Origin of the sequence: Amycolatopsis sp. FDAARGOS 1241, from assembly GCF_016889705.1 — a bacterium.
Lineage (GTDB): Bacteria > Actinomycetota > Actinomycetes > Mycobacteriales > Pseudonocardiaceae > Amycolatopsis.
In genome coordinates this window covers 916,424-931,338 of the sequence record NZ_CP069526.1, presented here as the reverse complement: position 1 = coordinate 931,338, position 14,915 = coordinate 916,424, and the positions used below count along the sequence as shown (strand labels likewise).

General features: G+C 70.4%; 10 protein-coding genes and 2 pseudogenes. 3 read left to right on the top strand and 9 right to left on the bottom strand.

Going from position 1 to position 14,915, the window contains the following annotated elements:
* The first annotated feature begins 74 nt into the window (after positions 1–74).
* Complete coding sequence (locus tag I6J71_RS04460) at positions 75–539, top strand: metallopeptidase family protein (RefSeq protein ID WP_204093558.1); 465 nt, start codon at positions 75–77, stop codon at positions 537–539.
* On the opposite strand, the gene I6J71_RS04455 is transcribed toward I6J71_RS04460, so the two are convergent.
* A complete protein-coding gene (locus I6J71_RS04455) occupies positions 500–3,961 on the bottom strand; it encodes a glycosyltransferase family 2 protein (RefSeq protein WP_204096869.1) in 3,462 nt (1,153 codons plus the stop codon). The genes I6J71_RS04460 and I6J71_RS04455 overlap by 40 nt on opposite strands.
* 849 nt (positions 3,962–4,810) lie before the next feature.
* Positions 4,811–5,152 (bottom strand): WhiB family transcriptional regulator, encoded by a 342-nt coding sequence (locus I6J71_RS04450; protein WP_370542077.1) that lies wholly within the window; start codon positions 5,150–5,152, stop codon positions 4,811–4,813.
* Positions 5,153–5,376: 224 nt separating this feature from the next.
* Here I6J71_RS04450 and I6J71_RS04445 point away from each other — a divergent pair, with 224 nt between their 5' ends.
* Entirely contained in the window at positions 5,377–6,135 is a 759-nt protein-coding gene (locus tag I6J71_RS04445) for a site-2 protease family protein (RefSeq protein ID WP_204096867.1), read from the top strand.
* An 18-nt stretch (positions 6,136–6,153) separates the two neighbouring features.
* Here I6J71_RS04445 and I6J71_RS04440 read toward each other — a convergent pair.
* The 7 genes and pseudogenes from I6J71_RS04440 to mshB all read right to left on the bottom strand — a co-directional run.
* Positions 6,154–6,363, bottom strand: a pseudogene (locus I6J71_RS04440) (integrase core domain-containing protein); the annotation flags it as partial.
* Positions 6,335–7,291, bottom strand: a complete 957-nt coding sequence (locus tag I6J71_RS04435; protein ID WP_370542194.1) for an IS110 family transposase — start codon at positions 7,289–7,291, stop codon at positions 6,335–6,337. The gene I6J71_RS04435 and the pseudogene I6J71_RS04440, both read right to left, overlap by 29 nt.
* A 510-nt stretch (positions 7,292–7,801) precedes the next feature.
* Positions 7,802–9,178: an IS110 family transposase gene (locus tag I6J71_RS04430; protein ID WP_204090148.1), complete on the bottom strand. Its 1,377-nt coding sequence runs from the start codon at positions 9,176–9,178 to the stop codon at positions 7,802–7,804.
* A gap of 310 nt (positions 9,179–9,488) precedes the next feature.
* Positions 9,489–10,161: pseudogene (locus I6J71_RS04425) on the bottom strand (leucine zipper domain-containing protein); the annotation flags it as partial.
* Positions 10,162–10,280: 119 nt separating this feature from the next.
* Positions 10,281–11,057, bottom strand: a complete 777-nt coding sequence (locus I6J71_RS04420; RefSeq protein WP_204093556.1) for a hypothetical protein — start codon at positions 11,055–11,057, stop codon at positions 10,281–10,283.
* A complete protein-coding gene (locus I6J71_RS04415) occupies positions 11,050–11,454 on the bottom strand; it encodes a hypothetical protein (RefSeq protein ID WP_204093555.1) in 405 nt (134 codons plus the stop codon). The genes I6J71_RS04420 and I6J71_RS04415 overlap by 8 nt, the downstream gene beginning before the upstream one ends.
* Entirely contained in the window at positions 11,451–12,275 is an 825-nt protein-coding gene (mshB, locus tag I6J71_RS04410) for an N-acetyl-1-D-myo-inositol-2-amino-2-deoxy-alpha-D-glucopyranoside deacetylase (protein ID WP_239154425.1), read from the bottom strand. Before mshB ends, I6J71_RS04415 begins: the two co-directional genes overlap by 4 nt.
* 782 nt (positions 12,276–13,057) lie before the next feature.
* Here mshB and I6J71_RS04405 point away from each other — a divergent pair.
* Positions 13,058–14,806, top strand: coding sequence for an ABC transporter family substrate-binding protein (locus tag I6J71_RS04405; RefSeq protein WP_204093554.1), 1,749 nt, complete (start codon positions 13,058–13,060; stop codon positions 14,804–14,806).
* The last annotated feature ends 109 nt before the right edge of the window (positions 14,807–14,915 follow it).

Below are 14,915 nucleotides of genomic sequence, written 5' to 3'. Positions count from 1 at the left end.
AGAACGATAGCGCGTCACCGCAAGGGGGCACCGGCGACACGCGCGTGGCCCCGGCGACCGCATAGACTTGCGCGGTGGCGACGGCTCGTGACTACCGACAACGGCAGCGACTGCGGAGGGACCGGCACGGCCGCGGCCTGCGCGGACCGCTCTACCCGGCGTCCCTGCCCGCCGCCTCGAGCCGCGCCGAGAAGTTCGACGCGCTGGTGCTCGACGCGCTCGAGCCCATCGAGGCCCGCTGGCGCCACGAGCTGACCAAGCTGGACGTCGCGGTCGACGAGGTGCCCGAAGTCCGCCCCGACGGCCGCACGCCGGCCGAGGGCGTGCTCCACGACGGGGCCGTCCCCCTGTCGCGGCTGGTCCCCGCCGGGGTCGACCGGGCCGGTCTGCCCACGCGCGCGCGGATCGTGCTGTACCGGCGGCCGCTCGAGGCGCGGGCGAAGGACCCGTCGGAGCTGGCCGAGCTCGTGCACGACGTGCTGGTGGAGCAGGTCGCGGGTTACCTCGGCGTCGAACCGGACGTGATCGACGGCGAGTGAGCGCGCCCGGGCCGGACCCCTGTCGCTTCAGCGCGACCGGCCGGCTTCGCGAGCTGCCGCCGGGACGGGATCGCCGTCAGGGCCGTGAACAGGACCGCGGCGAGCTGCACGAGCAGCAGCAGGCTGCGTTCGGTGCCCGGGAACGCGAGCGAGACCTCCGAGGACGCCGCCGGGATCGACACCGCGACCTGGTGCCCCCACGCGGGCACGATCGGCACGGCCTTGCCGTTCACGCTCGCCTGCCACCCCGCCTCCTGCTCGGCCGCCAACACGAGCAGCCGGCCCGTGGGGCCGGCGGAGGCGCGGACGCGGACGTCGGGCAGCTGCGCGTCGACGGGTGAGACACCGGGCGCCGCGCCGGGGGCGCCGCCACCGGTCACAGCCGCCTTGGCCAGCTCGGGCGAGATCAGCGTGACCTCACCGGCCTTGGGCAGCAACCGCACGACGGGACGGCCGTCGGACATCGGGGCGGCGACGGCGACCAGGCCCTCGGCGAGCTGACCGAGCGCCTGCGCGTTGCTGCCGGGTGGGAGCACGACGTACTCGACGCCGGAGATCGCGGCGGCCGCGACGGCGGCCTTGACGGCGTTCGCGTCGCCCGTCAGCAGCGCGGTGCGCCAGCCGGCGAGCCGCTGGGTGGTGCCCGGAGCCGGCGCGAGCTGGTCGTCGCCGTAGAGCGCGAGCCGGCCGCCGGTCTGGCGGGGCTGTGGCTCGGTCAGGTCGAGCACGGCGCGCCCGGAGGCGGCGACGTCGGCGGCCACCTCCGGCGCGAGCGCCGGCCGCGGGTGCGCGGTGAGCGGGCCTTCGGCGCCGGTGCCGACCGCGCTCGCGGCGAGTGCCGCCAGCACGACGACTCCGGCCACGCCGGCGACCTTCGGCAGCCACGGCGCCGGCACGCTCGCCGAACCGCCGCGTCGCCAGGTCGCGAGCACGGCCCACAGCAGGCCCGCGCCGACGACCAGCAGCGGCACCCCGGTATACCCCGGCGCGGGCGCGCCGCCCTGCATCGGGGCGACCGGGAACTGGCGCACGAGCACCACACCGGCGACGCCGAGCACCGCGAGCGCGAGCCCGCCGGCCACCTGTTTCGTCGGCCGCACGACGAGCGCGACGAGCGTGGCCGCCAGCACCGCGACGCCGATCGGCCACGCGCCGGGCCCGCCCGGCGTGAGCCCCGACAGGTTGGCACCGGAAACGGGCGCCGCCGGCCCGCCGAGGCCGTGCAGCAGCAGGTCGGGGTGTGCGAGCAGCACCGTCGGCCACGGCAGGAGCAGCACGAGCGGAAGGATCACCACGATCCCGACCGACGCCGCGCGCCGCCCGAGCCCCGTCGGCGCGGGCAGCACCACGAAGCCGACAAGCAGGCCGAGGAGCGCGAGGGCGTGCGCGAGCGGGGAGAACGCGCCGAGCAGCGCGACGCCGAACGCCGACAGCGCCGACACGTGCAGCCACCGCGTGCCCGGGCGCGTGAGCAGCCGCGCGATCCCGGCGACGACGAGCGGCAGCACGAGGTGGACCACCACGACGTCGAGGCGGCCCTGCGCGACCGAAGCGGTGGCGGCGGGCAGTAGCGCGTACGTCGCCGCGACGATCGCGCGGACCCACCGGCGCACGGGCAGCTTGCGCGTGGCCGCGTACGCGCTGAGAAACGCCAGTGGGACGTCACCGATGAGCAGGATCGCCACGAGTGCGGCGGGACCGCCGAGAGGCGTGAAGATCGCGCCGAGGGAGCCGAGCACGGGCAGCGTCGCCGGCGCGGGCGCGCCGGTGCCGCCGGAAACCGCGTGCCACGGCGAAAGGTACGTGGACCAGACCTGTCCGAGCCCGCCGACGGGCAGCAGCGTGCCGCCGGAGAGGTCGAGGCCGAGACGGGCGCGGTTGACGGCGAACGCGAGCGCGGTGAGCAGGACCGTCAGCACCACGGGCGGCGCGAACACCGTCGCGCCCAGCACGCGGCGGCGGTTGACCTCGACGAACACCAGGCCGGGGTCGCGCGCGGGCGACGGGCGTGGTGCGGGCGCGGGCCGCGGAGTCTCGGTGGGACCGTCCGGGCTGGTTTCTCCTGCTGGCGCTTCGGTTTCGGATGCTTTCGGCCCCGTGGCTCCAGGCGCCGCCGGCACCGTGACTCCTGGTGCTGCCGGCACCGTGACGGCGACGACCGTGCCCGGCCGCCGCAGGCCGGAGCCGCGGGAGCTGAGGCCGCGCAGGGCACCGGCGGGCAGCGCTTCCGGTCCGACGGGCGGGCGGTTCGCGGCACCCAGCGCTTCGGGCGGGATCCAGGCGGGCTCGTCCGTGACGCCTTCGGGCACGGTGCCGAGGGCGACGTCGCGTTCCACGCCGCGGCGCACGAGCCCGACGACGCCGGCGCGCACGGCGTTGCGCAGCCGCGCGAGGCGGCCGACGAAAAGCCCCTTCACGGTGCCGGGACGGGGCCGCTGCCGCCGTGCCGCGCGGGCTTTCCGGAGGTGACCGCGGCCGCTCGTGAGATACCGGAGCGCGGACAGCTCGGCGCGGGCTTCGCTCGTGCGCCGGAGGACGACGAAGACGAATGCCCGCAGCAGCAGGAGCACTGGCAGCCGCACGAGCCCGAACCAGAACGAGGACGCCGAGCAGTTCACGAGGAACACGCGCAGCCCGTGGGACCGGTTGACGGCGGCGAGCGAACGGCCGGCCGCGTCGGGCGCGCGGTGGCCGGTGGAGAGCGCGCGGGCGTGGCGCACGCGCGCAGCGGGCACCGACAGCACGAGGGCACCGGCGGCGTTCGCGCGCCAGCCGAAATCGAGATCTTCGCGCAGCAAGGCGAATTCGGGGTCGAAGCCGCCGAGCTCGGTCCAGAGTTCCCGCTGTACCAACGATCCCGCGCTCGACACGGCGAGGACCTCGCTCGGCTCGTCACCCGGCGCAGCCATCTGCTGACGGTGCCCGGAGGCGTCCGTGGACAGCCCCGCCTCCACGATCAGCCGCGGCTCGGCCCAGTCGAGCCCGAGTGGCCCGAGCACCTTCGCCGACGCGTTCTCGTCGGCGGCGTGCAGGAGCTGTTCGAGGCAGTCGGGTTCGGGTGCGCAGTCGTCGTGCAGCAGCCACAGCCACGACCCGGGGTCGCCCCACCGCTCGACGGCGTGGTCCACGGCCGCCGCGATCGCCGCCGCGAAGCCGGTTTCACTCGATAGAGTGAGGGCGCCGGACAGCACCGGCTGCGCGTCAGGTCCCGCCGCGACGCCGCCGGGTTCGGCGGCCTCGGCGAGCAGCTTGGCCGTCCGGTCGGTGGAGCCGGTGTCGACCGCCAGCACGTGGCGAGGCCGGATCGTGCTGCGCCGCAAGGAAGAAAGGGCGAGCGGCAGCCACTCTTCGCCGTCGTGACAGACCACAATGGCCAGAACGGGCAGCGTCCTCACGGCGGACGGAGCGACGGTGCGGGTCAACAACCACTCCTGGTCGGGCTTGGTCAGGCTGCGGGCGGGTGCGGTCACCCTACGGGTTCGGCCCGGCCCGCGCCGGCGGACCCACGCAGCGCTTTCCGCCGTCTCGCGCGCCCCGTTCCGCGAACCTGATCACAGTGACGTTTGCGCCACACCGGGCGGAACGCCGTCCACTCCTCGGGACTCCCTCCTCGACCGACCACATGCGACACCCGCCGGGCGGCCCGCCAGCGCCGCCCGGCGTTTGCCCACCACGAAACCGCCTGCCACGGCAGGGATTCCTCACACCTCGACCACACGCCACACCTGGGGTGCCGACCTGATACCCACCGCACGCCCACCCGAAACACCACGCACAGCACACCCACGCGCCGCGCTGGACTCCCGCGCCTCAATCGTTTCAGGAGCCCCACATCGCCGAGCCACGCCAGAACCGAACCCCCACCGCGGCAACCCACGAAGCACTCCGCAGACGCGCTACCAGCGCCGCGTCCCCAGAAACGCCAGAAACCCCACCGAGCTCGGCGCCCCGACCCCACTCGCGGCAACGCACGCAGCGGCCCAAGAACGCAGCGCTACCGTCGCCGTATCCGGGAACCACCGTTGAAAAACTGGTACCTCAAACCTGCCCCGGACGACCACGTGACGAGGTCCGGGCGGGCACCTCGATTGCTTCCTGCAGGTTGCCCGCAGGGCAACGACACCACAACGCCACGCGACACGCCTCACCAAGGCGACCACACGCGGGGGGTCCGGGGGCGTGCCCCCGGGCGGAGCCTGGGGCTTGCAACCCCACAGAACACCGGGATAGCGAGATGGTCCGCGCTTTCCGCGGACACACCTCGCCCCTCGCTATACCGCGCGCTTCTTCAGCTTTCGCCGTTCCCGTTCGGACAGGCCGCCCCAGATGCCGAAGCGCTCGTCGTGCGCCAAGGCGTACTCGAGGCACTCGTCCTTGACCTCGCAGCCGAGGCAGATGCGCTTGGCTTCGCGGGTCGAGCCGCCCTTCTCGGGGAAGAACGCCTCGGGGTCCGTCTGCGCGCACAGGGCGCGCTCCTGCCAGTCCTGCTCTTCCTCGGGGACGTCGAAGAGGTCGGTCAGATCCCCCAGCTGCTGCTCAGGGTTCTCGCCCCACCCCACGACGTGCCCCCACTCCCTGTTTTCGGCCCTCGAGCCTTCTGCTTCCAACCGCACGTCCGCCTCCTCGCTCCTACGCACTCCCCAGGCTGGCGGTGGTGAAACGACATCCGCTGTCCCCTCTCGACAGCGAATGACATCACTGTGATTACACCCGTGTAGTGCGGTCAGGTCAAGCGGAGTAGCGAGTTCGGGGGATACCTCGGGCCGATCGCGCAAGGGGACACGCCGAAGACTTCACACCGGGCATACGGAAGACTGGTGGCGTGCAGAGATCAGCAGTGCGGCCCAGCCCGGTCTTCATCGGCATCCTCGCAGTCGCCGTCCTCGGAGGTTTCCTCGCGGCATATGGTGATTCCTCGACTCTCCTGGGCGACCGGGACCCGCTCTTCACCACCGGCGTCGTACTCCTCGTGGCGGGTGGCTGGATCGCTTCGCTGACGCTGCACGAGTTCGGGCACGCGTTCGTCGCCTACCGCGGCGGCGACGCCGGGGTAGCTCAGAAGGGCTACCTCTCCCTCGATGTCCGGCGCTACACCGACCCCGTCCTGTCGATCCTGTTGCCGCTGATCTTCCTCCTCATCGGCGGCATCCCGCTGCCTGGCGGTGCGGTGTGGATCAACCGGGGCGCGTTGCGCAGCCGCGCGACTTCGTCGTGGGTGTCGCTCGCCGGCCCGCTGTCGAACCTCGCCGTCGGCGCCGCGCTGTGCCTCATCGCGGCGACCGTGCCGATGGCGGCGGGCCTGTTCTACGGACTGTCCTACCTGGCACTGCTGCAGGTGATGACCTTCCTGCTGAACATCCTGCCCATCCCCGGCCTCGACGGCTGGGGCGCGCTCGAGCCGTACCTTTCACCGCAGGCGCGCGTGTTCGGCGCTCGCGTGCGGCCGTGGGCACCGCTCGTGCTCTTCGCGTTGTTCTTCGCGTTCCGCCCGTTCGCCGACGCGCTCTGGTACGTCGCGGGCCTGATCTTCGACGCACTCGGCGGCAGCAGCGTCGCGGCCCAGATCGGGCAAGCGGCGTTCCTGTTCTGGCGGTGACGCGCTAGCTGTACTGCCGAGGTTGGGGACGCGGCTGGCGGGTGGTTGGGCGGCGAGTGCGGTGTGTCCGCGGTGGTGGTTGTAGGTGTGTAGCCAGCCTGGGAGGGCTTGTCGGCGTTCGGTGTCGGTGCGGTAGGGCTGGGCGTAGGCCCACTCCTCGTGCAAGGTGCGGTTGAAGCGTTCGATGCTCCTATGTTTGTCAAGCCGGGTTTGGGAGGGCCGGTTCCGGGACGACCGTCGCCGATCGCGGAAGGTTGGCGTAGATCTCGCGGGCGATGTAGCGCTTGAGGCAGCGGATGATCTCGCGTTTGCTCAGCGTTTCGGCGGTGCGGCGGTCGACGTAGTCGCGGGTGGGCTGGTGGCGACGCATGCGGACGATGGTGATGATGTAGAGCGAGCTGTTGGCGGCGCGGTCTCCGCTGCGGCTGAGGCGGTGGCGGCCGGTGGTGCGGCCGCTGCTGGCGGGTTGTGGTGCAACCCCGCAGAGCTTGGCGAAGGCGGCCTCGTTGCGAATGCGGTCGGCGTTGTCGCCGGCGGTCACCAGGAACTGGCCCGCGATCTCGATGCCGACACCGTGTAATGCCACGAGATCTGGCGCCGTCGCGCGAACCAGCGCGTCGATCTTCTCGTTGAGGCCCTTGATCTCCTCGTCGAGCATCTTCCAGCGGTGGGCCAGCTCGCGCAGAGAGGTCTTCACCCCGGCCATGAGCAGTCGGCCGGCCTCACCGCGCAACGCCAGGAAGTCGTCGGTTTCCGGCCGCAGCTGCAGGCATCGGTTGACCAGGGTGCGCTTGCTCAGGGCCACCAGTTCGTCTCGCAGCGGCGAGGGCGCCCCGATCATCACGCCCCAGAGGGTGTTGAACGCCTGCGTGCGGGCCTTGACCGCGCCGGCCCGGGTGACGCGCAGCATCCTGACCACCTCCACGACACCGGACTTGGCTTTCGGGGTGGCCGTCGAGGTTTGACCCAGGACCGCTCGGGCGATCTGTTCGGCATCGAGACGGTCGGACTTGCCGTCCATGCGGCGGGCCATCCGGTTCGGCCGGTTCACCTCGATGACACGCTCACCGGCCTCGGTCAGCGCCCGGGTCAAGGTCGCGCCGAAGGATCCGATGCTCTCAACACCGATCGCCTCGACCCGTCCGTGCCTGTGCATCCAGCTGCGCAGCGCCTGGTAGCCGGCGTCGGTGGGCTGGGAACTCCTGGTGGCCCAGAAAACGACCATGGTCATCAATCGCGGCGGCGTAGTGCGTGCACTTGTGCGTGTCAACGCCACCAATCACGGCGCCTGTCCCGGCTGAAGTTGTCATACTGGTGCTCGCTCCTCCGTGAGGCCAACTCTGGCGGATGGGCGAACCGGCCGGGCGAAGCGACAGGTCTGTGACGGGGCTTCTGATCCAAGCGCCTATCAGGTCAGATCCGTCTGGCCGGTGCCCGCACGACGCTGCACCAGAACCAGTCGACACATCGAACGTAGGACACCATGGTCATACTTCGACCGGGGTCAGACCGGGCCCGATGCAGCGCCAGCACCAGTCTTCACACACTTTGCCGTTGGTCTGCGGTCGGCAGGGCCCGGGTGCGTTTGTGGATGATCTCCGCGTCGCGCAGCGTGTCGCGCCGCAGGTGTGAGCGGTAGCAGGAGCCGTTGCGTTCCTAAGGGATGTCAAGCCGCTTGGTGGGGTTTAGCGTGGGTGTTGGACGGGCCGGTCGATGGAGCGCTTGGCGACTTCTTGTTTCGCTGGCCCGTCCCCACTCCGGTTGTCCTGTGTGATCGGCGAATGTCTTCCGGAACGGTGTATCGCTGGGCGATGATGTCGCCGGCTTGGATCGCGGTGACGGGTGTGCCGTTGACGTCGCGCAGCTGGTAGGGCGTGTGGTTTTTCCAGCATGATGCGATGCGGGTCAGCAGGGTGGTTGCGATGTGGCAGAGCGCAGAGTTGTGGTGCTTGCCGGCTTCGACCATCAGCCGGTGATACTTCGCGGCCAAGGTGGGGTCGTGGCGGCGCGCCTGGCTGGCGGCCATGAACAATGCTTCGCGGAGCAGGGCGTCGCCGCGTTTGGTCGGGCCGCCGTGGCTGCCGGAGACGCCGGACGCGTTCAGCGACGGAATAAGGCCGCTGAAACCGCGGACTGCTGCCAAGGACGAGAACCGGTTGACGTTGCCGAGCCGTCCGAGAATGACTGCCCCGGTCACGGGTCCGACGCCGGGCGCGGAGGTGATGAGCCCTTCGGGGTCACGTTCGGCGACCAGGACGGCGATACGTTCGTCGACATCTTTGATTTCATCGGTGATCGCCAGCGCGAGGCGGGCTTCGACGGCGATGTCGTCGGCCAGCTCGGCAAAGGCCAGTTCCTCGCCCCACAATTCGGTGGTCGCGGCGGCTGCGGCCAGGACCCTGTCGGCTTCCGGGTCGCCCCAGGCGCCGCGGGAGTGCCGGTAGAAGAATCGGGCCAACCGCGCACGGCCGAGGCGACGGACGGCGTGTGGGTCGGCGTAGCCGGCGGCGAGGAACCGCAGCGGAGTCTTGTTCGCCAGATCGCCGCTGAGGGCGGCATGCCAGTCCGGTCCCAGGATCTCCAGCAGCGCATCGAGCCGGGCGAGGCCGGCGGTGCGGCGCTGGACCAGCGTGGAGTGCAGTTTCGTCGCGCGCCGCAGCGGATCGCCCGGCCCCGTGCCCCGCTCGGGATGGAGTCCTTCGGGGTGCAGCAACGGCAGCCGGGCCAGCAGGACCGAGTCCATCCGGTCGCTCTTGGTGTGTTTGGCGTAGTAGGCGCGCAGATCCGCCGACCGCTCTGCGGACACCAGCACCACCGTCGCGCCCCGTCGGCGAAACCACGCGGCCAACGGAACCCACGCGTTGCGGGTCGGCTCCATCACGACCGTCACCTCCGCAGCCGTGACGCCGTCGGGCAGCCGTGCCCACAACCGATCCAGTTCCTCGCTGCGGGTGCGGAAACGGTGCCCGGACCAGAGCACGCGTCCCTGCTCGTCGGCCATGCTGGCTTGGTGCTGCGCGCGGACCGCGAGGTCGATGCCCATCCGAACGATCAATGCCGGCTCCCTTGCTCGCGTGAATTCGGATCCGGCCGCCGCACCGCCGTGGGAGTCCGAGCCGCACCAGACATTCGCTAACAGGGATCCACATCCGCCTCGATCAGGACATGGTCACCGGGTTCCTAACAGGGCATCTCGAACTCCGGCAGTGGCCCCGCCCGCCAGCATGGTCAACAGGCAAGGAGTCGCGCAGCGCTCCACTCGGTCAAACAACGTTCACAGGCGGGTGCCGGACGACCCCGATCCCTCCCGCCGGCCGACGAGACAGGCTCAACGCCGCACACCCAGCTTGAATGTCGGTCAGGACTCGCTGGATAGTGATCCCGGCTGAGGTGAAGAACGCGTGCGCCCGAGTCCAGAACGCGACAGCGGTTTCTTTGGTCTCATCGGGCAGGATTTCGCTGTAGGCCAGCCGGGAGTGGTTGTCCACGGCGTTGTGCAGGTGGGCGTAGCTGTGGCCACGTTGACCGCTGTTGCGGCGTCCGGCGGCGCGGCCGAGGTCCTTGTGGCCGCCGCCGTCGGGGATGTTGCCCAGCTTCTTGATATCGACATGCACCAGATCGCCGGGCGCGGGGTGCTCGTAGCGACGGACCCGGGGCGCCGGTGGCCCGGTCCAGATGCGCCGGCCGGGCCGGCCGGTAGCGGGACAGGACCCGGTGCACCGTGGACGGGTTGAGGGTGAGCAGGTCGGCGATTCGGGCCGGTCCCCATCGGCGCAGGACCCGGACCTTGATGACCCGCCGTTCCGTCCTGGACGGGGTGTGGTTCGGGCTGGTGCGCGGGCGGCTGGACCGGTCGGCCATGCCGGCTTCGCCGAGGTCACGGTAGCGGCCGGCCCAGCGGGCAGCGGTGGAAGTCGACACCGGGAACCGTTCGGCCGCCCGGCGCAACGGCCAGCCGTCCTCGACCACGCAGCGAGCCAGGCGCAGTCGGCCGGTCGGGGTCAGGGGTGCGTTCGCGTGGGTCACGAGGCCTCCAGGGCAGTCGGTGCAGATGCCGCAATCCACCCCGAACCCGCAGGCCCTCCCACACACCAAAATCATCCGATCACGTGTCACCACGATCGCAACCTCCCCCAGCAGTACAGCTAGCGCGCCCAGAACGAGTTGGCCATGAGCCACTCGTGCGCGCGCTTCCACACGACCTTGAGCCCGGAGCGCTCACCGAAGTAGTCGCCCGCCGCGCCGACGACCGGCACCAGCCCGAGCGCGCGGTGGTAGAAGCGGCCGCGCGGGCGCTTCTCGAGTTCGTCGCTGAGGCTCAGCAGCGAGCGGCCGAGCCGCCACAGCGTGCCGGCGACGGCGCGCACCGTCACCTTGCCGCGGGTGCGCTCGGACTCGGTGAGCTCTTCGGTGAGCCGCGCGGCTTCACTGTCCTCTGCGGACTCGTCGGCGTTCTTGCCGCCGGCGAGCACCGGGTCGACGTCGCGATCGAAGAGCACCGCCGCGATCAGCCGGACGCGGCTGCCGACGTCGGTCACGCCGTACTCTCCGGCGATCGCGCACAGCAGCAACCCCTGCGAAGCGGCGCCGAGCGCGTCCTGCACCGGCAGCCGGTCGGCGAGCGCGCCGCCGAGGCCGGGGATGGAGGTCAGCGCCGCCGTGAGCGTGCCGACGCGGTTGATCCACCAGCCCGCGCGCTGGTCGATGTCCATCGCACCCCACGCGGCGGTGCCGGGTACCTTCACCGACGTGAGCGCGTCGAGCACCTTCTTCTTCGCACCGGCGTCCAGCTTCTCCTGATCGGCGCGGGCGCGGAGGCCGAACGGGTCGGCTTCGCGCAGCGCGTCGAGCACCGGCGCGCAGGCGCGGACGAACGGGCGCAGCACCGCCACGAGGTGCCGGTCCGAAATGGCCTCAGCCACGTCGGCGTCCCTTCGCACCAGCCGCCCGGCCGAGCCCGCCGCCGAGCACGAGCGCCGCGGGCAGCGCACTGGCACCGAGGAGCAGGATCGCGCGCCAGTCCTGGATCAGGACGAGATCACCACCCGGGCCGGTCAGCCCGACGACGAAGATCACAGCGGCCCACACGGCGAGCGGCACCCACGACAGCCCGGGCCGCACGAGCTTCGCGGCCGTCAGCACCAACCACGGCGTGGCGACGGCGCCGACGAGCACCGTCACCGGCAGCGGCACCTGCCCGAGCGTGCCGACGCGCAACGGGAGGAAGAACAGTTCGAGCAGGGCCAGCAGCACGGCGTCGAGGCTGAGCACGCCCAGCATCAGGCGTTGATCGGACGTGAGCGGCTCGGCCATCGTCACAGCCCGCCGAACAAGTCGGTCTCCGCGCCGGCCGCGTCCCCGTGGGCGAGCACGAAGTACTCGGCGGGCGGGATCGGCTGCGCGACGTCGTTGGTCAGCGCGAAGTGGGTCACCTTCTCCTCTACTACGGTCAGTTGCGTTTCGTGGGCGCGCAGGCCCGCGTACTTCGCCGGCAGGTGGGCCGCGATGTCGAGCACCGTCGTGACCTTCTCATCCGGAGTGCCCGGGAGCTCGGCCGCGGCCGGTATCCGGAAGGGTGAGCCGTGGTCTCGCAACTCGGCGAGCCCGGCGTCGACCGCGGCCCGCGAGTGCACCACGTGGAAGACGCGCTGCACCGACTTCGCGCGCGGCGCGGCGGCCATCGTGATGTCGTGGGCGCGGATGTGGTCGGGGTGCCCGTAGCCGCCGAAGGAGTCGTAGGTGACCACCACCTGGGGCCGCAGCTCGTCGAGCAGCTCACCCAGTTGTGCGGCCTGCGCCTCGGCCGAACCCGCGGCGAACGCCCGCGGGTGCTCCGCCGCCGGCGTCCCGGCCATGCCCGAATCACGCCAGCGCCCGATCCCGCCGAGGTACTCGTGCCGCGTGACGCCCAGCGCCGCGCACGCTGCCGCCAGCTCACCCGACCGGTACCCCCCGAGCTGGTCAGCCGCGTCCGCCGCCAGCAGCGCCAGCCGCGGCGGGACGATCTCGCCCTCCTCGCCCAGGGTGCACGTGACGACCGAAACCTCGGCCCCCTCGGCGGCGTACCGGGCGATCGCACCGCCGGTCGTGATGGTCTCGTCGTCGGGGTGCGCGTGCACGAGCAGAAGCTTCCGGATCACGGTCTCCAGGTTAATGAACCCCGGTGTGGCCGTCCGCCGCCGGAGCCCGCGAGACCGCGTCACCCGAGAGGTGGTCCGAACCCGTCCGGGCAGGACTGGCGGGTGCCCGCCGAGACGTCCGCTGCACTCACCGCGGTCGAAGGCACGCCAGACTGCGCTGCCGACCGGCTGAGCCCGCTGCACCGTGCACCGGTCCAAACCGCGCGTGAAGCCCCCTGCGCGACCCGCCGCAGACGGCGTCATCCGCAACGAAGAAGCCCGTACGGCCTCCCGGCCCGGCCGTTCCGAGTCCCGGAACGTTCCGCTCACCGGGTTCCGGCCCCGCCCGCCGAGGTCCGGGAATAGCGGCCGACAGGCGCTCCGGCCCGCAGTCGGGTAAACGATCGCGGGCGTTCACGAGATCAGGTTAATTCCTGTTCACTTCCGGTTTGTCACGGCTGTGTGACTAGTCCATTCGCGGGGTCCACAACGAGGAACGCGTCGGTTATTGTCCCCCGAGCCGAATGACCAACCGAGCCGTGGCTGTCCCCCGACCGGCCTCCGCACTGATCGACGATCAGCTACCCGCTGTAGTCGATCGGGCGCAGAAACCGAGGTGGGCCTAGGCAAGACGAGATTGCTGTTCCATCACGATCTCACTGAGCGTGTCCGGATCGATAGTTTTGACGGCTGTCCACTGCCTAGGTTGCACGACTACGGTGAGCTAACTCGATTACATCGAAGCTCGCGGTCAGGAAGAGGTCGCCTCGCAAACCCGCGACGGCGTCGAGCAAGGAGAATGAATGTTAGTGACGACTAGGTCGCGCGCCGTGAAGCTCGGTGCGTTCGTCGCGGGCGCGGCCCTTCTGCTCTCCGCCTGTGGCGGCGGTGGGGGCGGCAACAGCGCTGTGCAGACCGGGCAGGCATTCGCCGACTGCGACCAGAACCCGAACAGCTGCAACGCGGCGCAGGCTGACCAGCTGCAGCAGGGCGGCGACGTCACGTTCGCCATCGAGAAGAACATCCCCAACTGGAACGTCACCTCGGCCGAGGGCAACGTCTTCGAGACGGGCATGGTCACCAAGGGCATCCTGCCCTACACCTTCTACTCGACGCCGGACCTCAAGCCGGTGCTGAACAAGGACTTCGTGGAGTCCGCCGACGTCACCAGCACCAACCCGCAGGTGGTCGTCTACAAGATCAACCCGAAAGCGGTCTGGGACGACGGCACGCCGTTCAACGCGGACGACTTCGTCTACAACTGGAAGGTCCAGAACGGCAAGGACTGCCCCGACTGCGCCGCGGCCAGCACCTCGGGCTACGACCAGGTGTCGAAGGTCGAAGGTTCGGACAACGGCAAGACCGTGACGGTCACCTTCTCCAAGCCGTTCACCGACTGGCGCCAGCTGTGGAGCTCCTCGGGCGCGATGTACCCCGCCCACCTGGCCTCCCAGCACGGTGACATCAACACCCCGGCCGGCCTGGCCGCGTCGTACAAGTGGTTCGGCGACACCGTGCCGACCTGGACCGGCGGCCCCTGGAAGATCTCGAAGTTCGTGAACAACCAGTCGGTCACCGAGGTCCCGAACGACAAGTACTGGGGTGCCAAGCCCCACCTGTCGAGCGTGATCTTCCGCGTGATCACCGACGCCACGCAGGAGCCCACCGCCCTGCAGAACAACGAGGTCCAGGTCATCTACCCGCAGCCGCAGGTCGACCTGGTGAACCAGGTCAAGAACATGCCGAACGTCTCGTCGTTCATCGGCCTCGGCCTGACCTGGGAGCACTACGACTTCAACCTGAAGAACCAGTTCCTCGCGCAGAAGCCGCTGCGGCAGGCGCTGTTCACGGCGATCAACCGCAAGGACATCATCGCCAAGACGGTCGGCCAGTTCACCAACAAGGTGCAGCCGCTCGAGAACCACAACTTCATGCCGCAGCAGGCCGGCTACAAGGACGTGGTCTCGTCCACCGGCCAGGGCTCGGGTGACATCGAGAAGGCCAAGAAGATCCTGACCGACGCGGGCTACAAGATCAACGGCACGCAGCTGGTGGACCCGTCGGGCAAGAACGTCGCGCCGATGCGCATCCGCTACACCGTCGGCAACCAGATCCGCCAGGACGAGTGCGAGCTGTTCGCGCAGGCCGCCAAGCAGCTCGGCGTGACGGTGAACGTGCAGTCCACCGACGACCTCGGTGACACCACCACCACCGGCGACTACGACATCATCGTGTTCGCCTGGGTCGCCTCGCCGTTCCCGTTCGCGGGCGCCGTCCAGAACTGGGTCACCGGTCAGGGCAGCAACTACGGCAAGTACAGCAACCCGCAGGTCGACAGCCTGATCGCCGACGCCAACGCCGAGACCGACCAGACCAAGGCCGCGGACCTGCTGAACCAGGCCGACCAGATCATGTCGAACGACGCGTACGTGCTTCCGCTCTACCAGAAGCCGACCTTCATCGCGTCCTCGGACAAGATCGCCAACATCCGCAACAACTCGACGCTGGACGCGCCGGTGTACAACATGGCGGAGTGGGGCATCCGGAAGTGATCACCACCCGGTAGATTCCCGCAGGACAACCGGTGGGGGGCCGGCAGGTTGCCGGCCCCCCACCGTATGTCCGTTTAGCTCGACCGCTTCATCCCGAACTCCAGATTTG